Below are 22,296 nucleotides of genomic sequence, written 5' to 3' on the forward strand. Positions count from 1 at the left end.
CAGATGCTCCTTCACGATATACGAAGACATTTACATGTCAATTATTTCACGAAGTTTATTATGACTATCCCCGAGCCGGGTCACCTCCAGAAGCGACGCTTCGCCGGCCGGTCACCGGGTGCCATCGCCCGCTTGACCGCATCGACGGCCACCAGAACCTCGCGGCTGTGCGGCCCCCGCGGCTGTTTCAGGAACCGCGCCAGCGCCACGCACAGCTGGTCCAGCGCCGCCCGCAGCTCCGGATCCGTAGCCGCATCGCGGTGCTGCTTCAACTCCTCGAGGACCGATTCGAGACCGGAACGGCGCACCTGTGTCGCCTTCTCGACCTGCTTGAGCAGCTTGTCGAGCGAGCGCGGCGGGGCGGGTTCGGCAGGCGCGGCACCCTCGGCGGCGGCCGACCGGGGCATGGCCCCAGACGGTGCGGGCATGACCGCCTCGGGCACGGGCATCGCGTAGGCCTGAGCCGCCCCGACAAAGCCGACGTTGCTCGCCCATCCCGACGGTTGCTCGACGGGCTGAATCACCTCGGTCAGCGGCCCCGCCTCGGTGCGCTCAGGGTCGATCGCGACGAAGGCGGTGAACCGGGACAGCACCCCGAAGCGCAAGGAGTGCTCCACCAGCCTGGCCGCCAGCTCGTCGTCGGCGGCGTACGACGCGTAGTCATCCTCCAGGTCACGGACCACCGAGCGAGCCCAAATCGTCCGCACCGCAACCGCTTCCGGCACCACCCGGGCAGCCAGCGCAGTCGCGAAAGAGCCGTCGGCGCTGATCTGGAACGTCGCCTCCCCGGCGCCACGGTATCGCCCGGAGACCACACACGGCACCCCGGCGAAGACGTCGGGCGCGCGATTGGGGGTGATCGTGTCGTCCAGAAGCGTTACTCCTTCGGCACTCACCCGTACCGACGTCAGCGCGGGACGCCCGATAGTGCGGGCCAGCCGCGCCATCGCCTCGTCGAGGCGCTCCTCGGATTCGACCAACTCCGATCGGCCGTGCCCCAGCCGTGCCAGCCGGTCGAGGAATCCGGCATTGACCGCACGATCAATGCCCACGCAGTAGATCGCGGTCCGGCCGATCGCCGGAGACAGCGTCCGCAGCAGGTGGTCCTCGCCGGTGATCTGACCGTCGGTCACCAGCACGACGCTGGCCTGCCGGTCTTCGGCAGTCCCGGCCACGATGTCCACCGCCTTGTGCAGCGGCCCGGCCATCTCGGTTCCGCCGCGGCTTTCCAGCGAGCCCAGCCACGACGCCGCCGCGAACCGGTTGCGGTCCGTCGCCTCGACCAGGCCGCCGGCCAGACCCGTGGGGATGTCGATGCGGTCGTCGAAGGCCAGCACACAGAACCGGTCCGCGGAGTCCAGCATGTCGACGATCCGTCCGGCGGCGCGGCGGGCGGCGATCATCTTCCAGCCGTGCATCGACCCCGAACGGTCCAGCAGTACCACGACATCCCTTGGCGCACTGGATGGTTGCACCGGCGGAAGCAGCGTCACCGACCAGGTGCCCTCCTCGCCGTCGGCGTCGGGGACCAACAGGGCCGACGACGACAGCTCGCTGCGGTCGACCCGGAAGCGCAGCACGAAGTCCCGGTCGGCGCGCGCGCCCGGCTGCACCTGCAACCGTGTCAATCCGCCGGCTTCGCTCACCGCGGTCGGCAGCGAGGACCGCAGATCGGTCACCGCGAGTCCGGCTCCGTCGAGGCTCAGCGAAAGGTGAAGGTCCGGGCGTTCATCGGAGTCGACGAGGCGCGGCGGGGTGACCCGGGACGCGTCGGGCACCGCATCGGTGTCCGAGGCCAGCCCCGGCCCGGTCTGGTCACCCGGCAGCGGCGTGCCGGTGGTGTAGCGCGGCGCGACGACCAGCGGGAACCGGAAGGTGGCCTCGCCGTCCTCGAATGACAGGGGCCCGGTCAGCCGCATCTCGATGATCGCTTCCTCGCCGGGCCCGAGATTGCCCACCCGCACCGAGAACACGTCGGAGCGGTCCTCCTCGACGATCGCCGCGCGCTGGCCGGAGACCAGGGCCTGCTCATAGTCGGCGCGAGCCTGGCCGCGTTCCTTGAGCACCCCGACCACGCGTCGTCCGGCCAGATCGGCGGCGAAGTCGGTGACGCCGGCGCGGGCCGGCAGCGGGAAGACATAGGTGGCCTCGAGCGCGGTGTCGCCGGTGTTGACGAAGCGCTGCCGCACCGTGGAGCTGGCCGTCATGCCGACCAGGACGGTGTCGACGCTGAGCGACTTCAGCGGCAGCGCACGGCCGTCGTCGGCACTCAGCTGTCCGCAGCCGGGCCGACCGGTCCGGGTCGGTTGTGCGGGTTCGACGGGGAGCAGGGGTAGCAACTGAGTGCTCATCTAGGGTCCTTTCCGGGGTTGGCGAGCAGGTCCAGCAGCGGCGCGGCGGCGCGGCGCAGCGAGTCGAGTGGCGGCAGTGGGCCGTCGATCAGCACGGTGACAGTGTCGGAAAGTCGGACGGCCCGCAGGTGGGTGACGACGGGCGCGGGTTCCGCTTCGGTGCCGGCTTCCGGGACGGCTGCGGTGACGGCGTCCGGGACGGCTGCGGTGACGGCTTCCGGGACGGCGCGCCAGAATGCGCCGGCCGCGCGGGCGGAGTCCGGTGCGGGTTCGGGGTCCCCCAGACCCGGCGGCATGGCACTGTCCGGGATCGCGGCCAGCGACTCCAGCTGCTCCGCCGACATCGTCGCGAAACGCTCGGCGATCTCGTCGAGCGACAGCCCCTGACCCTGGAGCCGCTTGATCGCGACCAACCGCACCAGGTGCGTGCGTCCGTATGTCAGGGCGCGGCCGCGGTTTCCCGGCCGGGGCAGCAGACCGCGCGACGTGTAGTAGCGGACCATCCGCTCGGCGGGGACGGCCTTGGCCTGCCGGTTGTCCGGTACCGCGCCGGAGGCCTGCACGGCGTCGGCGGCCGCGGCGGCGAATTCGGGCAGGGTCAGCAGTCTCATATTATATGACAGTGTCATATAGATTACCGACACTGTCAATCAGAGTGTCCCCAGTTGTAACTTTCGCAACATCCGTCACAGCGCGCCGTCCGGCGATACGCGGGTCGATCGCTTAATCTGCTCACCGATGCCCTTCACACGGACCTCTCTACGCGCCGCATCGTGCCTGGCGGCAGCCGTTTTCGCGGTCACCGGGTCAGGCGCGCTCGCCAATGCCGAGCCCAGCGCCGAGGTGAATCCGCAGGCCGCCAACTGCCCCTACAAGATCAACACCCCGCCCGCGGTGGACTCCTCCGAGGTGCCCCGCGCCGGTGAGCCTCCGCTGCCGCTGGCCCTGCCGCCCACACCGATCGGCGGTAACGCGCTCAGCGGCTGCGGCATCATCGCCGCCCCCGACACTCCCCCGGTGCCCGGCGACGTCTCCGCCGAGGCGTGGCTGGTCGCCGACCTGGACAGCGGCGCCGTCATCGCCGCCCGTGACCCGCACGGTCGGCACCGCCCCGCCAGCATCATCAAGGTGCTGGTCGCAATGGCGTCGATCAACGCGTTCAACCAGAACAAGGCCGTCCCCGGCACCGACGACGATGCGGCCGCCGAAGGCACCAAGGTCGGCGTGGACGCCGGCGGCACCTACACCATCAATCAGTTGCTGCACGGCCTGCTGATGCACTCCGGCAACGATGCTGCGCACGCGCTGGCCATGCAGCTCGGCGGCATGCAGCAGGCGCTGGAAAAGCTCAACGTGCTGGCCACCAAGCTGGGTGGGCGGGATACCCGGGTCGCCACGCCGTCGGGACTGGACGGGCCCGGCATGAGCACCTCGGCCTACGACATCGGGTTGTTCTACCGCTACGCCTGGCGCAACCCCGTCTTCGCCGACATCGTCGCGACCCGGACCTTCGACTTCCCCGGGCACGGCGACCACCCCGGCTATGAGCTGGAGAACGACAACCAGCTGCTCTACCACTACCCCGGGGCGATGGGCGGCAAGACCGGCTACACCGACGACGCCGGCCAGACGTTCGTGGGTGCGGCCAACCGCAACGGCCGGCGTCTGATGGCGGTGTTGCTGCACGGCACCCGGCAGCCGATCGCGCCGTGGGAGCAGGCGGCGCACCTGCTGGATTACGGCTTCAGCACCGCGCAGGGCACCCAGGTGGGCTCGCTGATCGAACCCGATCCCTCGCTGGTGAGCACCAAGGAGAGTCCGGCCGCACGGGCACCGGACAACAGTCAGGCCGCCGGCCTGATGTCGTCGGCCGACTCCTTGCCGATCCGGGTCGGGGTCGCCGTCATCGGCACCGTCGTCGTGTTCGGATTGATACTGGTAGCGCGCTCGATGAACAGCCGGACACAGCACTGAGAAGCACTAGACTCTGCCGGATGACCGCCCTGTACGAAGACGCCGGACTCACGCTGGATGAGGACGGAATCACCGTCAATCGCTACTACTTCCCGTTCGCCAATGCCAAGCGGATCGCCTACTCCGACATCCGCGGCATCCGGCGCGAGAAGATGGGCTGGGCGACCGGCAAAGGGCGGATCTGGGGCGCGGCCGATCCGCGCTACTGGTTTCCGCTGGACCCCCGCCGCGGCCGCAAGTCGACTCTGCTGGTGATCGACGTGGGCCGGCGGGTGCGGGTGTGCATCACTCCGGACGACCCGGAAGCGGTTATCAAGATACTGAAAGCCAAGGTAAAAGCCTGAGCGGGCGGGGTTTGCTGGTCGGGCTAACCGCCGCCAGCGTCGGAGTCATCTACGGCTACGACCTCTCCAGCATCGCGGGCGCCCGATTGTTCATCGCCCAGGACTTCCACCTCACCACCCGGCAACAGGAGCTGGTCACCACGATGGTGGTGATCGGTCAGATCGTAGGCGCCCTGGCGGCCGGGGTCATCGCCAACGCGATCGGCCGCAAGCGATCCACGGTGCTGCTGACCGCGGGGTACGCGCTGTGCGCGATCCTGGGCGCGTGCGCGGTGTCGCTGCCGATGCTGCTGGCCGCGCGCCTGCTGCTGGGCGTGGCCATCGGCGTCGCCGTCGTGGTGGTCCCCGTGTATGTGGCCGAATCGGCGCCGACGGCCGTGCGCGGCTCGCTGCTGACCGCCTACCAGGTCACCATCCTGGGCGGCATCGTGCTCGGATACCTGGTGGGCTACCTGCTGGCGGGGGCGCATGCCTGGCGCTGGATGCTGGGGATCGCCGCCATACCCGCCATCGTGCTGCTGCCGCTGCTGCTGCGAATGCCTGACACGGCGCGCTGGTATCTGCTCAAGGGGCGGTTCGAGGATGCGCGCCGGGCGCTGTCACTGGTGGAGCCCGACCCCGCAGCCGTCGAGACCCAGCTGAAAGAGATCGCCGACGTGCTGCAGGCCGAGGGCGGCGGGAAGGTCTCGGAGATGGTCCGGCGTCCGTACCTGCGAGCCACCGTCTTCGTCGTCGTGCTCGGCTTTCTGGTCCAGATCACCGGCATCAACGCGATCATCTACTACAGCCCGACGATCTTCGCCGAGATGGGGTTCCGGGGCGATTTCGCTTTACTGGGGTTGCCGGCGCTGGTTCAACTCGCCGGGCTCACCGCGGTGTTCGTCTCGCTGTTCTCCGTGGACCGATTGGGCCGGCGCCCAATTCTGTTGTCCGGCATCGTGATGATGATCGTTGCCGATGCCACGCTCATGGTCATTTTCGCTAATAGCTCCGGCAGCGGTCTTGTGCTGGGATTCGGCGGCATCCTGCTATTCATCGTCGGCTTCAACTTCGGGTTCGGGTCCCTGGTGTGGGTTTATGCGGGAGAGAGTTTCCCGTCACGCCTGCGCTCGCTGGGTTCCAGCGTGATGCTCACCTCGACGCTGACCGGCAATGCGCTCATCGCCGGATTCTTCCTCACCATGCTGCAAATACTCGGCGGCGCAGGGGTTTTCGCAGTCTTCGGCGGATTGACGGTGGTGGCCTTCGGCGTCGTCTACCGGTACGCGCCGGAGACCAAAGGCCGTGAGCTCGAGGAGATCCGAGTGTTCTGGGAAAACGGCGGGCGCTGGCCCGACGAGTCGTGATGACGCTGATCCGGGCCGGCACCGTCGTTGTCGACGGCGAGGTCCACCGTCCAGGCTGGGTGCGCACGGAGCGGCGGCTCATCGCCGACTGCGGATCCGGCACGCCGACTGCGGAGCCCGACGTTGACCTCCCCGATTGTGTTGTGGTGCCTGGCTTTATCGACATGCACGTGCACGGGGGCGGCGGCGCGTCGTTCAGCGACGCACCGGCCGCCGCTGCACAATTCCACCGACGTCACGGCACGACCACCACCCTGGCCAGCCTGGTCACCGCCGCGCCCGCCGAGCTCATCACCTCCGTTCGGCTACTGGCCGACGCGACCAGGGAAGGCGTGGTGTCCGGGACCCATCTGGAGGGTCCGTGGCTGAGCGCGTCGCGCTGCGGCGCTCACGACCACACACAGCTTCGATTTCCCGACCCCGCCGAGATCGACGCGGTGCTCACCGCCGCCGGCGGCACCATCCGGATGGTCACCCTGGCACCGGAACTGCCCGGCAGCGACGACGCGATCCGACGCTTCCTTGACGCGGGAGTCGTTGTCGCCGTTGGCCATACAGACGCGACATATGAACAGACCCAGCATGCGTTGGCGCTGGGCGCCACCGTATGCACCCACCTGTTCAACGCGATGCCGCCGCTGAATCACCGTGAACCCGGACCGGTGCTCGCCTTGCTTCAGGACCCCAGGGTGACGATCGAACTCATCGCCGATGGCGTGCACGTCCGGCCCGAGATGGCAGCCGCGGTGCTGGGCTGGGCCGGCGCCGACCGCGTCGCCGTGATCACCGACGCCACCGCGGCGGCCGGCAGCGAGGAGGGTGAGTACCTGTTGGGGACGGTGCCGGTGGTGGTGGCCGGCGGAGTGGCCACGGTGCGCGGCACCGCCACGATCGCCGGCAGCCTGGCGACGATGGATCAGCTGTTCCGCGCCGTGGCCGGCACCGCGGGGCTGGCCGCCGCGGTCCAGACGACCTCGACCACCCCGGCCCGGGCGCTCGGACTCGACCGGGTAGGGGTCATCCGCGCCGGCTATCAGGCGAATCTCGTTGTCCTGGGCCAGGATCTGCGGGTGCGCCAGGTCATGGCGGAGGGCTCCTGGCTGGCCGATCGGTAGCCGGCTGTCACGTCTGGGCGGGCCGGCGCGTCATAGCTGTGTATCCCAAAGATTGGAGTCCCCATGACGCACCCGTTCCGCGCCGCCGTCGAGGCCGGTCAGTTCGCCACCATCGGCAGCATCTTCGCCGAAGACGGGGTATTGCACAGCCCCATCGCACACCGGCCGTACCGCGGCCGTGCCGTGATCGCGACGGTGGTCGGCACTGTCGCCACGGTGCTTGACGACTTCCACTTCGTCCGGGAACTCGACGGCGCGTTGATCTTCCAGGCGACCGTGGACGGACTGGAGATTCAGGGCTGCGACATCCTGCACACGGACGACGACGGGCTGGTGGACGAGATCACGGTGATGATGCGGCCGCTCAAAGCCGTCGCCGCGTTCGCCGCCAGGATGCGCGCCGAACTCAGCGACGGCGCCTGAACAGCCGCGAAAGCGTCAGCGCCCCAACGGCTCCCGCCGCCATCGCGGCCACCGTCTGACGCGGGCGCAGACCCTCTTCCACCAAGATTCGCGGACTGATGACCGCCGGCGGCGGCGGGTCGACGTGCCTATCCCGCGGGTCCTCGGGTGCCGCCGTGGCGGCCCACGCGGTGCTGAACAACAGCAGCGACCACGTCACGAACGCGAACACCATCAACCCCAACACCGGACCGAACGCCGCACCCGCCGGGCTGCGCACCACCGTCTGCAGGTAGATCGAACCCACCTGCTTGAACGCCTCGAATCCCAGCGCCGCCATCAGTCCGGCCCGGACCGAGGTGGCGAAATGCACCGACTCCCGGGGCAGCCTGGCGATCATCCAGGTGAACAGCAGCCACGTCACCAGCACCGAAACCAGTACGGACACACCCCGGAAGATCTCGTCGAACACCGAATAGTCGGGAATGTGAAGCCATCTCAGCACCGCCGCCATGGGCCTCCGCTGCCCCAGCGCGCTGAGCAGGACCGTCACCATGAGCACCAGAAAGGTGCCGACCATGGCGGTCAGGTCGGACAGTTTGGTGCGCACATAACCGTCGGGTTCCACGTGCTGTTCCCACATCTCGCTCAGCGCCTCGCGCAGGTGCCACATCCAGCCCAGACCCGCCCAGGCCGCTGTCGCCAGACCGATCAGGCCGACCGACGCGCGTGCGTCGATCGCCGAATTGATCAGGTCCACCAACTGCTGCCCCAACTCACCGGCCACCGCGGACCGGATGCGGCCGTCGATCGTGTTCAGCAGCTCCGGCCGGCCCGCCAGGATGTAGCCCGCTGCCGCGAAACCGACCATGAGCAAAGGGAATAACGCGAAGATAGTGTAGTACGTCAGGCCCGCCGCGAAGAACGTGCCCTTCTGCTTGGCGAAACGCTGGTACGCCCGCAGGATGTGGTCCAGCCAGGGGTGGCGGATGCGCAACCGCTGCAGGATTCCGGGCTTGTCAGCCGGTTCGGTCATGCCGCCCCCGACGCGGTCGCGGCCCATGCGGTGCTGTACAGCACCAACACCCAGGTGACGTAGGCGAACACCAGCAGACCCAGCACCGGCCCGAACGTCGCCCCGGCGACACTGCGCATCACCACCCTCAGGTACAGCGAGCCCACCCACTTGAACAACTCGAACCCGGCAGCCGCCATCAGGCCGGCCCGCATCGAGGTGGCCAAACCCACCGATTCCCGCGGCAATCGAACAATGACCCAGCTGAACACCAGCCACGACACAACGAAAGATATCACCACCGAAACGGTCCGGAAAATCCAGTGGAACACCGAAAGTTCAGGTATTCCAAGCATATTCAGCACTACTTTCATCGGCTCGGCGTGGGCCAGCGCAGCGAGCGTCATGGTGGACACCACCACCGCGAAGGTGCCAAGCACGGCGGCCAGGTCGGACACGATGGTGCGCGCGAAGCTCAGCGAGTCCGCCCGGTGGCCCCAGATCCTGCACAGCGCTTCCCGCAGCCGGTACATCCAGGTCTGGCCCATCCAGGCGGCGAAGAGCAGCCCGACCACACCCACGGAGGTGTGCGCCGAAATCGCCGAGTTCATCAGCGTGACCAGTTGCTGGCCCAGCTCGGGGGACACCCAGGAGCGGGTTCGCTCGTCGATCGCGTCCACCAACTCCGGACGCCGCGACAACGCAAAGCCGCCCACCGCGAAAGCGATCATCAGCAAAGGAAACAACGCGATCAGCGTGTAGTAGGTCAGACCCGCCGCGAAGAGGTTCCCGTTGCACTCCCGGAATCGGAGGAAGGCGCGAACAAGGTGGTCGAGCCAGTCATGCCGCGCCCGCAGCCGATCCACGAGGCCGGCCCCGGTCTGCTCTTCGACGGTCAACTCATTCCCTTTGCGGCAGGAAACCTAACCGATCGTAGACCCGTTGCAGGGTTTTGCTGGCGACATCGTTGGCGCGCTGCGCGCCGGCGGCGAGGATGGACTCCAGCTCGGCGGGATCGGACGTCAGTTCGGCCACCCGCGCCCTGATCGGGCTGATGTATTCGACGACGGCCTCGGCGGTGTCCTTCTTCAAATCGCCGTAGCCGCGACCGGCATACCCATCCACCAGCGTGTCGATCGCGATCCCGGTGACCGCCGACTGGATGCTCAGCAGGTTCGAGACGCCGGCCTTGGCCTGCGGGTCGTAGCGGATCTCGCGCTCGCTGTCGGTGACCGCCGAGCGAATCTTCTTGGCGGACTTGGCCGGATCGTCGAGCAGGCTGATCAGGCCGGCGTCGGTGGAGGCCGACTTGCTCATCTTCGACGTCGGGTCCTGCAGGTCGTAGATCTTGGCGGTGACCTTCGGGATCAGCACGTCGGGCACCACAAAGGTGTCCGGGAAGCGGCTGTTGAACCGCTGCGCGATGTCGCGCGCCAACTCCAGGTGCTGACGCTGGTCCTCGCCCACCGGCACCAGGTCGGTGTCGTAGGCCAGCACATCGGCCGCCTGCAGCACCGGGTAGGTGAACAGGCCGACGGTGGTGGAGTCGGCGCCCTGCTTGCTCGACTTGTCTTTGAACTGCGTCATCCGGGAGGCCTGGCCGAAGCCGGTGAAGCAGCCCAGCACCCACGCCAGCTGGCTGTGGGCGGGTACGTGGCTCTGCACGAAAATCGTGGCACTGTTCGGGTCGATGCCCAGCGCCAGGTATTGCGCGGCGGTGACCAGCGTGCGGCGCCGCAGCGCTTCGGGATCCTGCGGAATGGTGATCGCGTGCAGATCCACGACGCAGAAGAACGCCTCGTAACCGTCCTGCAGGCCCACCCACTGGGCCACCGCGCCCAGGGCGTTGCCGAGGTGAAGGGAGTCGGAGGTGGGCTGCACGCCGGAGAAGATCCGGCGGGTTCCGGTAGGGGTGCTCATGATGTCCCGATCTTTTCACGGGGCCCTGGGCCGCTCGGCGCCAGCCAGCGAGCGCCCGGGGGGCGGCTTGCGGTACCGCCGGTACCGCATTTACTGTCGAAATTATGCGACGTCTGCGTAGACCGTCATCGGCGGGCGCCACTCGGAAGCCGATCCATCTCGGACCCACCGACGGCTCGGCCGAGCCGGTGCTGCTGCTGCACCCGTTCCTGATGTCCCAGACGGTGTGGGAGGTCGTCGCCCAGCAACTCGCCGAAACCGGCCGCTACGAGGTGTTCGCACCCACGATGGCCAGCCACAACGGGGGTCCGCGCGCCGGCACCTGGTTCCTGTCGTCGCAGGTGCTCGCCGATCACGTCGAACGTCAGATGGACGAACTCGGCTGGGAAACCGCCCACATCGTCGGCAACTCGCTGGGCGGCTGGGTCGCGTTCGAGCTGGAGCGGCGCGGTCGCGCGCGCAGCGTCACCGGCATCGCCCCGGCCGGTGGCTGGACGCGCTGGAGCCTGGCCAAGTTCGAGGTGATCGCCAAGTTCATTCTGGGCATTCCGCTGCTGATCTTCGCCTGGCTGTTCGGGCCGAACGTGATGCGCGTGCCGTTCAGCCGTCAGCTGGCGACCTACGCCATCAGCGCGAAGCCCGAAGGCGTCAGCGAGCGCGAGCTCAGCGTCATCATCGACGACGTCGCGCACTGCCCGGCCTACTTCCAGCTGCTGCTCAAGGCACTGCTGATGCCCGGCCTGCAGGAACTGGCCGAGAACGCCGTCCCGGCGCATCTGGTGATCTGCACCAAGGACCGGATCGTCCCCTCCCCCAGGTTCAGCAAGCACTTCCGTCACCATCTGCCCGACGACCACCAGTTCACGGTGCTCGAGAATGTGGGGCACGTGCCGATGTTCGAGGCTCCGGGACGCGTCACCGAAGTGATCCTCGATTTCCTCGAAGAAGTGTCGCCGCCCGTCCGCGCCATGGAACCGCCGGCGGGCTGACCCGCCACGACTGCCGATTTGGCAGGACACAGCAGCCATACGATAAGCTGCGAATCGGTCATGAGCGCCAGCGTCAAGCCCCGGCTTGCTGGCCGGCAACCCTCCAACCGCGGTGGGGTGCCCCGGGTGATGACCAGGTTGAGTAGCCGCAACGGCTACGCGGCAAGCGCGGGTCCGCCATTGATCGGGCCCCTGAGCTGACAGGGAAACGTGATGCGCATTCTCCCCGGTTATCCAGCTCTGTCCGCTGTGCCTTTCTTTGCCTAACCGCCATTTCAGAGCAGAAAGCGACCAGAGTGAGCCTCGACAACGACACCGACCCGACGTCGCAGTGGTCCTTCGAGACCAAGCAGATCCACGCGGGCCAGCGGCCGGACCCGACGACCAACGCGCGCGCCCTGCCGATCTACCAGACCACGTCGTACACCTTCGACAACGTCGCGCACGCGGCCGCTCTCTTCTCGCTCGCCGAACCGGGCAACATCTACACCCGGATCGGCAATCCGACCACCGATGTGGTCGAGCAGCGCATCGCCGCGCTCGAGGGCGGCGTGGCCGCGTTGTTCCTGTCCTCCGGGCAGGCCGCGGAGACCTTCGCCATCCTCAATGTCGCCGGCGCGGGCGATCACATCGTGTCCAGCCCGAGGCTGTACGGCGGCACGTACAACCTGTTCCACTACTCGCTGGCCAAGCTCGGCATCGAGGTCAGCTTCGTCGCCGACCCGGACGATCCCGATTCCTGGCAGGCCGAGGTACGGCCCAACACCAAGGCGTTCTTCGGCGAGACCATTTCCAACCCCAAGATCGACATCCTGGACACCCCCGCCGTCTCGGAGGTCGCCCACCGCAACGGGGTCCCGCTGATCGTCGACAACACGATCGCCACGCCCTACCTGATCCACCCGCTCGCCCAGGGCGCCGACGTGGTGATCCACTCGGCCACCAAATACCTCGGCGGACACGGCTCGGCGATCGCCGGAGTGATCGTCGACGGCGGCACCTTCGACTGGACCCAGGGCCGCTTCCCCGGCTTCACCACCCCCGACCCCAGCTACCACGGCGTGGTCTACGCCGAGCTGGGACCGCCCGCCTTCGCACTGAAGGCCCGGGTGCAGCTCTTGCGCGACCTCGGCTCCGCCGCGTCGCCGTTCAACGCATTCCTGGTGGCCCAGGGTCTGGAAACGCTGAGCCTGCGCATGGAGCGGCACGTCGCCAACGCCCAACGGGTCGCCGAGTACCTGGAAGCCCGCGACGACGTGCTGTCGGTCAACTACGCGGGTCTGCCGAGTTCGCCCTGGCACGAGCGGGCCAAGAAGCTGGCGCCCAAGGGCACCGGCGCCGTCCTGGCCTTCGAGCTGGCCGGCGGCGCGGAGGCCGGCAAGGCGTTCGTGGACGCACTGCAATTGCACAGCCACGTCGCCAACATCGGCGACGTGCGTTCGCTGGTGATCCACCCGGCATCGACCACCCACGCCCAGCTGAGCCCCTCCGAGCAACTGGCCACCGGCGTCACCCCCGGTCTGGTGCGCCTGGCGGTGGGCATCGAGGGCATCGACGACATCCTGGCCGACCTGGAGCGTGGCTTTGCTGCCGCCGGGGTATACAGCGCCTCGAAGACAAGCAGCGACCCGCAGACCGTGGCGGCCTTCTGAGGAGACCTGACATGACGATCTCCGACGTGCCTACCCAGACGCTGCCCGCCGAAGGCGAGATCGGCGTCGTTGACATCGGCTCGCTGAGGCTGGAGAGCGGCGCGGTGATCGACGATGTCCACATCGCCGTACAGCGCTGGGGCGAGCTGTCGCCGGCGCGCGACAACGTCGTCATGGTGTTGCACGCGCTCACCGGCGACTCGCACATCACCGGACCCGCCGGCCCGGGGCATCCGACCCCGGGTTGGTGGGACGGGGTGGCCGGCCCGGGTGCACCCATCGACACCGACCGCTGGTGCGCGGTGGCCACGAATGTGCTCGGCGGGTGCCGCGGCTCCACCGGCCCCAGTTCGCTGGCCCGCGACGGAAAGCCTTACGGCTCAAGGTTTCCCCAGATCACGGTGCGCGACCAGGTGGAGGCGGATCTGGCCGCGCTGGCCGCGTTGGGAATAACCCGGGTGGCCGCGGTCGTTGGCGGGTCCATGGGCGGTGCCCGCGCGCTGGAGTGGATGGTCGGTCACCCGGAACGGGTGCGAGCCGGGCTGCTGCTGGCGGTCGGGGCGCGCGCCACGGGCGATCAGCTCGGCACCCAGACCACCCAGATCGCCGCCATCAAGGCCGACCCGAACTGGCAGGGCGGCGACTACTACGAAACAGGTCGCTCCCCCGATGACGGGCTGCGCATCGCGCGGCGCATCGCGCACCTGACCTACCGCGGCGAGGTCGAACTCGACCGCCGGTTCGGCAACGATCCGCAGGACGGCGAAGACCCGACGGCCGGCGGCCGCTATGCGGTGCAGAGTTACCTGGAACACCAGGGCGACAAGCTGCTGTCGCGGTTCGACGCGGGCAGCTACGTGGCGCTGACCGAGGCACTCAACAGCCACGACGTCGGACGCGGACGCGGCGGCCTGCACGCTGCGCTGACCCGGTGCCCCGTCCCGGCGGTGGTCGGCGGCGTCACCTCCGACCGGCTCTACCCGCTGCGGCTGCAGGACGAGCTGGCCGAGCTGCTGCCCGGCTGCGCCGGGGTGCGGGTGGTCAAGTCGGTCTGCGGGCACGACGGCTTCCTGGTGGAATCCGACGCCGTCGGCGTGTTGCTCCGCGAGACCCTCGATCTGGCGCTCGCGCAAGGCGCGTGTTCGCGGTGACCCGCTCCAGGCGTGACCGCTCCCTGTCGTTCGGCTCGGCGGCGGCCGCCTACGAGCGGGGCCGCCCGACCTATCCCCCCGAGGCCATCGATTGGCTGCTGCCGGCAGGCGCGCGCCAGGTGCTCGACCTCGGTGCGGGTACCGGCAAGCTGACCACCCGGCTGGTCGAACGCGGGCTGGACGTGGTGGCGGTCGACCCGGTTCCCGAGATGCTGGAAGTGCTGACCGCTTCGCTGCCCAAAACCCGCGCGCTGCTGGGGACCGCCGAAGAGATCCCGCTGGACGACAACAGCGTGGACGCGGTACTGGTGGCTCAAGCCTGGCACTGGGTGGACCCGGCTCGCGCCATTCCCGAGGTGGCCCGGGTGCTGCGGCCGGGGGGACGGCTGGGCCTGGTGTGGAACACCCGGGACGAACGCCTGGGCTGGGTACGCGAACTGGGTGAAATCATCGGCCGCGACGACGATCCGCTGCGCGATCGCGCGACGCTGCCCGAACCGTTCTCCGAGGTCGAGCGCCACCACGTGGAATGGACGAATTACCTGACGCCGCAAGCGCTTATCGACCTGGTGGCCTCGCGGACCTACTGCATCAACTCGCCGGCCGAAGTACGCACGCAGACCCTCGACAAGGTCCGCGGGCTGCTGGCGACGCATCCGGCGCTGGCGAACTCCGCCGGGCTGGCGCTGCCGTACGTCACGGTGTGCGTGCGCGCGACCCTTTCCTGATCGGCTGTCCCGAATTTCACCGGTAGCCGCGCTTGAGCAGGTGCCGGGCGCCGGCGTTCATCGCCTCGGGTCCCGCGACGTCGAAGTCGAACGCGTTGGCCAGCCGGTTGGTGATGCCGAAGACGAGGGCAACGGCGAGTGCGTCGGTGATCTGTTGCGCGGTAACGCCGTTGGCCAGCACCGCGCGCATGTCTGCCGGGTCGGGGGTGTCCGGCTTTGCCAGCATCCGCAGCGTGGCGCGCAGCGGTTCGCCGATGGGTGCGGTGTCCAGGTCGGCCAGGACGGCTGCCACCATGGCCGGGTCGCCATACCACTGGCTCGAGGTGGCGGAGTGCGCGGCGATACAGAACGGGCAGTCGTTGGCCTGGGACACCACGGCCGCCATCAACTCGCGTTCGCCGACGGACCATTCCGACGGTCCGCGCATCGCCTCGTGCGTCAGCGGGCCGGCGCCGTAGAAGTCGGTTCGGTACAGAGCCAGCTTGACGGCGTCGACGACGGGTTGCCGGGTCATCAACCGGATCACCGTGAACAGCGCCTTGGTCAGGACGGAGTGGCCGCGGTCCAGGACGGTCAGCCTCATCGGCCCGCTCCTGTCGCTGCTGCCAACGCGGCCAGTGCGCAGTCGTACCGGCGGCCGGCCTGGCCGACGGCCGCGCAGACCGCGACTTCGAAGATCTGGTCCTCGCTGAAGCCGGCGGCCCGGGCGGCGGCCACGTCGTCGTCACTCACCTGGTACGGGCGGTGGGCGATCTTGTCGACCAGTGTGGCTATCGGCTCGCTGAGGCGGGCGTTGTCGAACGCGGCCCGTCGCAGTTCGGCCGGTGCGTGCGCGTCGCTGTCGAGGATGCGGGCGACCAGCGCCCGGTGCAGTGCGGTGATGTCGGTCATGTCGTTCCTCCCCTCTCCACAGTGTCGACGAACGGCGGAGCCCCGACGTGACAACACCCCCTATTGCGGAACCGGCAGATCGGGACACAGCGTCAGGTACCCGACCTTGGGTGATATCCACTGTTGCCAGTCTTCGTGGCTGACGTTCGAGGTGAGTTTGGAGCAGAGCAGACCGACGGTCGCGTCAAGCGGGGTGGGCGAGAGTCGCACGGTGGTGTCCGCGCTGCCGGAAGCCAGGCTGCGCCCGTCCGGACTGAACGCCACACTGAGGACGGTGTCGGTGTGACTCATCAGGGGTTGGCCCAGCGGGTGTGCGTGGGTCAGATCTTCCAGGTCCCACAGCTGCACATCGTGGTCGGCGGCCGCGGACGCCAGCGTGTGGCCGTCCGGACTGAACGCCACCTGATACACGTAGCCCGTGTGGCCGTGCAGAGGACGGCCCAGCGATTTCGGGTGCGCCAGGTCGGTCACGCTCCACAGCAACACGGTGTCATCGCCGCTGCCGGCCGCGAGCGTGCGCCCGTCGGGGCTGAACGCCACGCTGTACACGGTGCTCATGTAGGGCCGAAACGGCTGGCTGAGCGGCGCCGCATGGTTTCGGTCGGCGACGTTCCACAGCCGGATGGTGGCGTCGTCGCCGCCGGAGGCCAGGGTGCGGCCGTCGGGGCTGAACGCAACGCTGCGCACCGGCGCACTGTGAGCGGTGAGCGGACCACCCAGCGAAACCGGATGCGCCACGTCCGCCAGATCCCACAACCGGACGGTGCCGTCGTCGCCGCCCGAGGCCAGGGTGCGGCCGTCGCGGCTGAACGCGACACTGCGCACCGGCGCACTGTGGCCGGTGAGCGGACCACCCGACGCAACCGGATGCGCCACGTCCGCCGCATTCCACAGCCGGACGGCGCCGTCGTCGCCGCCGGAGGCCAGCGCGTGCCCGTCGGGACTGAAGGCCACACTCTCGACGGCGCCGATGTGACCTCGTAGTGGCTGGCCCAGCGCTCGCGCGTGCACCGGGTCCGCGAGATCCCACAACCGGATGGTGGCGTCGTCGTTGCCCGAAGCCAGGGTGTGCCCGTCGGGGCTGAACACCACACTGTGCACCGCACCGGCATGGGTCTGGAGCGGCAGCGCCGTGTCGAGGTTCCACAGCTGGATGTTGCCGTCCTGGCTTCCGGAGGCCAGCGTGCGCCCGTCCGGGCTGAACGCGATGCTGGGCACGTTTCCGCTGTGACCCGCAAGGGGTCCACCCAACGGACCGGCGTGCGCCGGGTCTGTCACGTCCCACAACCGCACGGTGTCGTCGTCGCTGCCGGAGGCCAGGACGCGCCCGTCAGGACTGAAGGCAAGACTCTGGACGATGCCGGTGTGTCCGAGCAGGCGCTCGCCGAGCTGCCTCGGGTGTACCGGGTCGGCGAGGTCCCACAGCTGGATGTCGCCGTCACCGCTGCCGGAGGCAAGGGTGCGCCCGTCGGGGCTGAAAGCCAGATCCTGCACGAAACGGGTGTTGCCCGACAGGGGTTCGCCCAGCGGGGTGGGATGGGCCGGATCGGCGACATCCCACATCCGCACCCGGCCGTCGCCGCCGCCGGAGGCCAGCACCCGCCCGCCGGGACTGAACGCCACACTGGCGACACCACCGCCCTGAACCTGCAACGGCCCACCCAGCGCACCCGCACGCCCCGGATCGGCGACGTCCCACAACCGCACCGTGCCGTCACCACCACCGCAAGCCAGCACCCGCCCATCGGGACTGAACGCCACACTGGCGACACCACCGCCCTGAACCTGCAATGGCCCACCCAGCGGACCCGCACGCCCCGGATCGGCGACGTCCCACAACCGCACCGTGCCGTCACCACCACCGGAAGCCAGCACCCGCCCATCGGGGCTGAACGCCACGCTGGCTACGGCGGCGCCCTGGCCTTGCAGCGGCCGGCCCAGTGCGCGTGGGTGCGCCGGGTCGCCGACATCCCACAACCGCACGGTGCCGTCGCCGCCACCGGAGGCCAGCGTGTGCCCGACGGGGTTCATCGCCACCGTGCCGACCGGTGCGGGGGTGGTGATGATGATGCGGGTGTTGTTCAGCACGCTGGCGGCGGTGTAGAGCGCGCCGCGGCCGGCGGCAGGATCCGAACGCAGCCGCTGCGCCGCCAGAGTGGCGGTCAGCGCCCGGATGTTGCTGTCCGTAATGGTTCCGGAGAACACCGCGGCGGCCTGGGAGTCGAGTTCCGCGGCCAGTGCGTTGCGTGCTTCGCGGGTGGCCTGCCGGAACATGACCACCGCGACCACGGCGCCGACGACGGCGATGACGGCGATGACGGACGTGCCGGCGAGAACCGCGCGCAGGATCCGGCCCCGCTGTCGTAGTGCCGCGGCGCTGTCCTGGGCCTGTTCGCGGGCCTGGGTTTCGGCGGCGGCGAGTTTTCGGGCGGCGTCGAGTTCGGCCTGCTGGCGCTGCGTTTCGAGCTCAGCCTGGTCGTTCTCGCGCTGCCGCGAGGCGCTCAGATAGTCGCGGACCTTGTCCAGACGGTCGCGGAATCCCGGTTTGGCCGCCAGTCCTTCCGCCGCGGTCAGCCGGGGGCCGTGCAGCAGCCAGGCGTCCTCACGTTGTTTCTTGTGCCATTCAGCGGCACCGCGTTCCAGCGCGTCGGCGGCCTTGAGATCCTCGCCCTCCTCGGCGAGCCAGCCCGCGAGTTCTTCCCACTGGCGCAGCAGGCTTTCCAGGGCGACCTCGACGACCACCACGCCGTCGCGCAGGTCCTTCATCAGCAACCGCCGCGCGATCAAACGCTCCAGCAGCGGGTGACTGTCGGCCGGCAGGTCGTCCCAGCGGGCCAGGCGCCGCATCGGCTGGTCGTTGTCGGGATTGATGGTGGCCAGCCAGGGAATGAACGCCGCCCGCAATCGGTGCAGCTGCTCGGCTCGCTCACCGGGTTCCGACGACAGCAATTCGCGGATCTCGGCCTGGACGACGCCGTCGATACCGCCCCGCTCGGCATACGGCTTGAGGGTGAGCCGGCCCGTCGACCCGTAGTCGCGGTACAACCAGGCCAGGGTCAGCGACAGCAGCGGAAGGGTGTCGGCGCCGGCGGTGGCATCTGCCAGCAGCTGGCGCACCAGGTCCTCGTCCAGGTACAGGGGCCGCCCACCGTCGGTCGATCGCTGCGCCGGCCCGGTGATCACGCTGTGGAACTGGGTGGCGTCCATCGGACGCAGATCGAACTGCCTGGTCTGCAGCCCGGCGAGTTGTGGCGCGGCCTGCATCAACCCGTAACAGTCGGTGCGCACGGTCGCCACCACGATGAACGGCAGCCGGTCCGCGCCGAGCGCCAGGTCCCGTATCAGTGCCAGGAACCCGGCCGCCTCGGCATCGGTGGTGAAGAGCTCTTCGGCCTGATCCAGCGGCAGCACGATGGTGGGCGGCGCGCCATCGCCGGCCGTGTCGAGCACGTCCCGGCATTCCACCAGCCAGGTCCGCAGCTGCGCTGCGTCGCCGCGGCTGCATGCGTCCTTGATGTCCCCCAGCGGCGGATCGTTGAGGCCGCTTCGCCGCCGGGTGGCACAGATCGCCTGCGCCAGCCCGCACGCCCCGGTGAGCGCCCTGAGCTCGGGCCGGACGATATCCAGGACGAGGTAGCTGCGTGCCTCCCTCTGCAGCCGGGGCACGATGCCCGCGCGCAGGAAACACGACTTGCCTGCCCCCGATGCGCCGAGCACCACGAACAGCGTCTCGTCACTCTCGCGCATCGCGTGCAGGGCATCCATGGCCCGCACCAGCTCCGCGTCGCGGCCGAAGAACACCCCCGCGTCGATTGGCTGGAAGGGTTCCCACCCACGGTAGGGCGGCCGGTCCGGCTCCGAGGCCGGCGGCCATGGGAAGGACGCCGCGCCGATACCCGACGAGGTCGCCGATCCGGGCGGCGCGGCGCCGCCTGTGCGCAGTGCCTCCGCGGGGGTCAGCGGACCCGTGCGGCCGGGGTCCGCGGGTTCGCCGGCCTGCCCGCGCACCGGAGTCGCCAGCGCGGCCGCAGCCGCCGCCGCCAGCTCGCCCGCGCTCGAGTAGCGCTCGCCGGGCTGCTTCGCCATGCCGCGGGCGACGACGTCGTCGAAGCCGACCGGGATAGTGGACCGGCGCTCGGTCGGCAGCGGCGGCGGCGTGGTGAGGTGCGCCGTCATCTGTTGTGCCACCAGGTCACCCTCGAACGGCCGTTCCCCGGTGAGGCATTCATAGAGCACACACGCCAGCGCGTAGACGTCGGTGCGGGCATCGGCGACGTCGGTCATCAACCGTTCGGGGGCCATGTATGCCCAGGTGCCGACGGTGCGGCCGGCGGTGGTCAGTTTGGAGGCCGAGCTGTCGTAGGCGACACCGAAGTCGATCAGGTAGACGAAGTCGTGGTCGGTCAGCAGGGCGTTGGATGGTTTGACGTCCCGGTGCACCAGCCCGTGCGCATGAGCCGAATCCAGGGCGGCAGCGATCTGTTCGATGATCCGCACGGCCCGGGCCGGCGCCATCGGCCCGTCGCGCTTGAGGGCGGTATCGACGTCGACGCCGTTGATGATCGGCATCACCAGATACAGGCGGCCGTCGATTTCACCGGTGTCGTGAATCGGGATGATGTGTGGTTCGGTCAACCGCGCGCAGGTCAGGGCCTCGCGGCTGAACCTCTCACGAAAGCCCGCCTCGCGGCCGCGGTCGGCGGGCAGGATCTTGATCGCGACGTCGCGTCCCATGACGGTGTCGCGGGCCTTGTAGACCTCGCCCATACCGCCCTGGCCGATCAGCTCGACCAGCCGGTACCGACCGAACTCGCCCGCTTCCAACCCACGCGCTCCTCTGCCACTGCTCCCGACACCCGATCACGCGGTGATACGCACATTGAACCGGGCCGATGTTTGTCGATGGGGGGATTTGGCAGGACCGGTTTACAGGGACAGCCCCGAATACATCACCCCGGTGGGGTCGTATTGCTGCCGTACGGACGCCAGCCGCGCCAGATTCGACCCGAAGTACCGTGCCGCCGGGGTGTTCGGTTCCAGATAGTTCACGTAGCCACCGGCCGAAACCTGTTGCACCGTCGTGTGCGCGGTGGCCACCCAGGTGCTGGCCGTCGAGGTCTGGCCGCTGCCGTTCTCGACGTACCACTGCGCGACGGCGGCATGGCGCCGCCACGGGAAGGCGGACCCGTCGGGGTCCACGTCGCCGACCGCCCCGCTCAACGTGTCGACGATCACCGACGCCCGCCCCCCGGCCGGCGGCCACTTCCCGAGGGCAGCCACAATCGCTTGCGCCGCAGCCGAATTCATGGTGCCGATGACGTCAGACCCGGCGACGAAACCGCGCGGCGAGCTCGACGCGCTGCCGCCGGCGAGATACATCACCAAGTCCATGTGCGTCATCGTCTTGTGCTCGGTCGCGGTCGGCTGCGCGCCCACCGCCGACTGGATCGCCGAGGCGACCGCCTGACCCGAGCCGGCCGGGCAGGTCGCCAGCACGTGGCAGCTTCCCTCGGTCCCGTTGACCGACAGGTCGACCAACCCCCAGGTGTTGCGGTCGGCGGCAGCGAGCCAGGTCTGCCACCCGGTCAGCACCTGCGCGCCGGCCGCGGGAGCGAAATCCACCCGCACCACGTCGGAGTCGGCGACCGGGAACGTGGAGAACGTCATCGACGTCGTCACGCCGAAGTTGCCGCCGCCACCACCGCGCAGGGCCCAGAACAGGTCGGGGTGGTCCTCGGCCGACGCGGTGACCGTCTCACCGCTGGGCAACACCACCGAAGCCGAACGCAGCGCGTCGCAGGTCAACCCGGCGTGCCGGGAGTCGGCCCCCATGCCGCCGCCCAGCGTCAGGCCCGCGGCGCCCACGGTGGGGCAGCTGCCGGTGGGAATCGCCCGGCCGGCCGACGCCAGCGCCTGGTGCACCGCGTACAGGGTCGTCGCGGCCGGCACCGTGACCGTGCCGTTGGCGCTGTCGACGTTCACCCCGCCGGTCAGGCCGCGCAGGTCCAGGACCATGGCGCCGGTGGCGGTCGATGCGCCCGTGTAGGAGTGCCCGCCGCCGCGGGGGGCCACTTTGAGTTTGTTGGCAGTGGCGAACGCCAGCGCCTTCGCCACGTCGGATGGCGAGGTGACCACCACGATCGCCGCCGGCGCGGCGGCGTTGTAGTTCGAGTTGAAGACCTGTTTGCCGGTGGTGAAGGCGGCGCCGTCGGCGGGCAGCAGCACCTTGCCCCCGATCGAGGAGGCCAGGCTGCTCCAGGCGCCGGTCGGTTCCGCCCACGCCTGGGGCCGCGATACTCCGAACAGAGCCGAACCCGCCAGCGCCCCGGCGGCGCCGCGCAGAAAAGCCTGACGAGAAATCATGAGCCGCATTGTTAATCGGCGCGGCATCGAACGCGGCCCGCCGCCGACGTGTCGG

General features: G+C 69.2%; 18 protein-coding genes and 1 riboswitch. Of the genes, 9 read left to right on the forward strand and 9 right to left on the reverse strand.

Translation table 11 applies throughout. The features are described 5' to 3' along the window. Positions 1-80: 80 nt before the first annotated feature. Together QXH22_RS07485 and QXH22_RS07490 are read right to left on the reverse strand one after the other, a co-directional pair. On the reverse strand, positions 81-2,351 hold the full coding sequence (locus QXH22_RS07485) for a VIT domain-containing protein (RefSeq protein WP_306242073.1): 2,271 nt from the start codon (positions 2,349-2,351) through the stop codon (positions 81-83). Further along, positions 2,348-2,962 (reverse strand): MerR family transcriptional regulator, encoded by a 615-nt coding sequence (locus QXH22_RS07490; RefSeq protein ID WP_306275255.1) that lies wholly within the window; start codon positions 2,960-2,962, stop codon positions 2,348-2,350. Before QXH22_RS07490 ends, QXH22_RS07485 begins: the two co-directional genes overlap by 4 nt. A 127-nt stretch (positions 2,963-3,089) precedes the next feature. Here QXH22_RS07490 and QXH22_RS07495 point away from each other — a divergent pair, with 127 nt between their 5' ends. From QXH22_RS07495 to QXH22_RS07515, 5 genes are all read left to right on the forward strand, one after another. After that, positions 3,090-4,325: a D-alanyl-D-alanine carboxypeptidase family protein gene (locus QXH22_RS07495; protein WP_306275257.1), complete on the forward strand. Its 1,236-nt coding sequence runs from the start codon at positions 3,090-3,092 to the stop codon at positions 4,323-4,325. Between the two features lie 20 nt (positions 4,326-4,345). Continuing rightward, positions 4,346-4,669 carry a hypothetical protein gene (locus QXH22_RS07500; protein ID WP_306242076.1) on the forward strand — a complete coding sequence of 108 codons (324 nt, stop codon included), beginning with the start codon at positions 4,346-4,348 and terminating at the stop codon, positions 4,667-4,669. Beyond that, positions 4,666-6,015, forward strand: coding sequence for a sugar porter family MFS transporter (locus QXH22_RS07505; protein WP_306275988.1), 1,350 nt, complete (start codon positions 4,666-4,668; stop codon positions 6,013-6,015). Before QXH22_RS07500 ends, QXH22_RS07505 begins: the two co-directional genes overlap by 4 nt. Then, positions 6,015-7,130 carry an N-acetylglucosamine-6-phosphate deacetylase gene (nagA, locus tag QXH22_RS07510; protein WP_306275259.1) on the forward strand — a complete coding sequence of 372 codons (1,116 nt, stop codon included), beginning with the start codon at positions 6,015-6,017 and terminating at the stop codon, positions 7,128-7,130. Before QXH22_RS07505 ends, nagA begins: the two co-directional genes overlap by 1 nt. A gap of 63 nt (positions 7,131-7,193) precedes the next feature. After that, positions 7,194-7,553 carry a nuclear transport factor 2 family protein gene (locus tag QXH22_RS07515; RefSeq protein ID WP_306242079.1) on the forward strand — a complete coding sequence of 120 codons (360 nt, stop codon included), beginning with the start codon at positions 7,194-7,196 and terminating at the stop codon, positions 7,551-7,553. On the opposite strand, the gene yhjD (QXH22_RS07520) is transcribed toward QXH22_RS07515, so the two are convergent. The 3 genes from yhjD (QXH22_RS07520) to trpS are packed head-to-tail and all read right to left on the reverse strand — an operon-like array spanning position 7,537 to position 10,467. Then, positions 7,537-8,568 carry an inner membrane protein YhjD gene (gene yhjD / locus QXH22_RS07520; RefSeq protein WP_306242080.1) on the reverse strand — a complete coding sequence of 344 codons (1,032 nt, stop codon included), beginning with the start codon at positions 8,566-8,568 and terminating at the stop codon, positions 7,537-7,539. The two genes, QXH22_RS07515 and yhjD (QXH22_RS07520), sit on opposite strands and share 17 nt — an antisense overlap. Continuing rightward, a complete protein-coding gene (yhjD, locus tag QXH22_RS07525; protein WP_306242081.1) occupies positions 8,565-9,446 on the reverse strand; it encodes an inner membrane protein YhjD in 882 nt (293 codons plus the stop codon). Before yhjD (QXH22_RS07525) ends, yhjD (QXH22_RS07520) begins: the two co-directional genes overlap by 4 nt. Before the next feature lies 1 nt (position 9,447). Beyond that, positions 9,448-10,467, reverse strand: coding sequence for a tryptophan--tRNA ligase (gene trpS, locus QXH22_RS07530; protein ID WP_306242082.1), 1,020 nt, complete (start codon positions 10,465-10,467; stop codon positions 9,448-9,450). Positions 10,468-10,658: 191 nt separating this feature from the next. On the opposite strand from trpS, the gene QXH22_RS07535 reads away from it, so the two are divergent. From QXH22_RS07535 to QXH22_RS07550, 4 genes are all read left to right on the forward strand, one after another. Further along, the gene (locus QXH22_RS07535) at positions 10,659-11,456 is read left to right on the forward strand and encodes an alpha/beta fold hydrolase (RefSeq protein ID WP_306275989.1); all 798 of its coding nucleotides are present in this window, start codon (positions 10,659-10,661) and stop codon (positions 11,454-11,456) included. Between the two features lie 56 nt (positions 11,457-11,512). Beyond that, positions 11,513-11,631: riboswitch (SAM riboswitch) on the forward strand. A 121-nt stretch (positions 11,632-11,752) separates the two neighbouring features. Beyond that, positions 11,753-13,108, forward strand: a complete 1,356-nt coding sequence (locus QXH22_RS07540) for a bifunctional o-acetylhomoserine/o-acetylserine sulfhydrylase (protein WP_306275261.1) — start codon at positions 11,753-11,755, stop codon at positions 13,106-13,108. Between the two features lie 11 nt (positions 13,109-13,119). After that, the gene (locus tag QXH22_RS07545; protein WP_306275262.1) at positions 13,120-14,259 is read left to right on the forward strand and encodes a homoserine O-acetyltransferase; all 1,140 of its coding nucleotides are present in this window, start codon (positions 13,120-13,122) and stop codon (positions 14,257-14,259) included. After that, on the forward strand, positions 14,256-14,987 hold the full coding sequence (locus QXH22_RS07550) for a class I SAM-dependent methyltransferase (protein WP_306275263.1): 732 nt from the start codon (positions 14,256-14,258) through the stop codon (positions 14,985-14,987). The genes QXH22_RS07545 and QXH22_RS07550 overlap by 4 nt, the downstream gene beginning before the upstream one ends. A 16-nt stretch (positions 14,988-15,003) precedes the next feature. Here the strand turns inward: QXH22_RS07550 and QXH22_RS07555 are convergent, their stop codons facing one another. From QXH22_RS07555 to QXH22_RS07570, 4 genes are all read right to left on the reverse strand, one after another. Further along, a complete protein-coding gene (locus QXH22_RS07555; protein WP_306275264.1) occupies positions 15,004-15,570 on the reverse strand; it encodes a carboxymuconolactone decarboxylase family protein in 567 nt (188 codons plus the stop codon). Beyond that, positions 15,567-15,878: a hypothetical protein gene (locus tag QXH22_RS07560; RefSeq protein ID WP_306275265.1), complete on the reverse strand. Its 312-nt coding sequence runs from the start codon at positions 15,876-15,878 to the stop codon at positions 15,567-15,569. The genes QXH22_RS07555 and QXH22_RS07560 overlap by 4 nt, the downstream gene beginning before the upstream one ends. A gap of 60 nt (positions 15,879-15,938) precedes the next feature. Then, positions 15,939-20,702: a serine/threonine-protein kinase gene (locus QXH22_RS07565; protein WP_306275266.1), complete on the reverse strand. Its 4,764-nt coding sequence runs from the start codon at positions 20,700-20,702 to the stop codon at positions 15,939-15,941. Between the two features lie 102 nt (positions 20,703-20,804). After that, a complete protein-coding gene (locus QXH22_RS07570; protein ID WP_306275267.1) occupies positions 20,805-22,250 on the reverse strand; it encodes an FAD-binding oxidoreductase in 1,446 nt (481 codons plus the stop codon). Positions 22,251-22,296: the final 46 nt, after the last annotated feature.

The sequence above is a fragment of the Mycobacterium sp. TY814 genome, assembly GCF_030755175.1.
In the GTDB taxonomy this organism is placed as follows: Bacteria; Actinomycetota; Actinomycetes; order Mycobacteriales; family Mycobacteriaceae; genus Mycobacterium.

What these genes read in the sequence shown, in the direction of transcription:
- QXH22_RS07545 (WP_306275262.1), top strand. Translation starts at nt 13,120, where the DNA reads ATGACGATCTCCGACGTGCCTACCCAGACGCTGCCCGCCGAAGGCGAG.
- QXH22_RS07560 (WP_306275265.1), bottom strand. Translation starts at nt 15,878, where the DNA reads ATGACCGACATCACCGCACTGCACCGGGCGCTGGTCGCCCGCATCCTC.
- QXH22_RS07485 (WP_306242073.1), bottom strand. Translation starts at nt 2,351, where the DNA reads ATGAGCACTCAGTTGCTACCCCTGCTCCCCGTCGAACCCGCACAACCG.
- QXH22_RS07515 (WP_306242079.1), top strand. Translation starts at nt 7,194, where the DNA reads ATGACGCACCCGTTCCGCGCCGCCGTCGAGGCCGGTCAGTTCGCCACC.
- QXH22_RS07495 (WP_306275257.1), top strand. Translation starts at nt 3,090, where the DNA reads ATGCCCTTCACACGGACCTCTCTACGCGCCGCATCGTGCCTGGCGGCA.
- QXH22_RS07500 (WP_306242076.1), top strand. Translation starts at nt 4,346, where the DNA reads ATGACCGCCCTGTACGAAGACGCCGGACTCACGCTGGATGAGGACGGA.
- QXH22_RS07555 (WP_306275264.1), bottom strand. Translation starts at nt 15,570, where the DNA reads ATGAGGCTGACCGTCCTGGACCGCGGCCACTCCGTCCTGACCAAGGCG.
- QXH22_RS07570 (WP_306275267.1), bottom strand. Translation starts at nt 22,250, where the DNA reads ATGCGGCTCATGATTTCTCGTCAGGCTTTTCTGCGCGGCGCCGCCGGG.
- nagA (WP_306275259.1), top strand. Translation starts at nt 6,015, where the DNA reads ATGACGCTGATCCGGGCCGGCACCGTCGTTGTCGACGGCGAGGTCCAC.
- yhjD (WP_306242080.1), bottom strand. Translation starts at nt 8,568, where the DNA reads ATGACCGAACCGGCTGACAAGCCCGGAATCCTGCAGCGGTTGCGCATC.
- QXH22_RS07490 (WP_306275255.1), bottom strand. Translation starts at nt 2,962, where the DNA reads ATGAGACTGCTGACCCTGCCCGAATTCGCCGCCGCGGCCGCCGACGCC.
- trpS (WP_306242082.1), bottom strand. Translation starts at nt 10,467, where the DNA reads ATGAGCACCCCTACCGGAACCCGCCGGATCTTCTCCGGCGTGCAGCCC.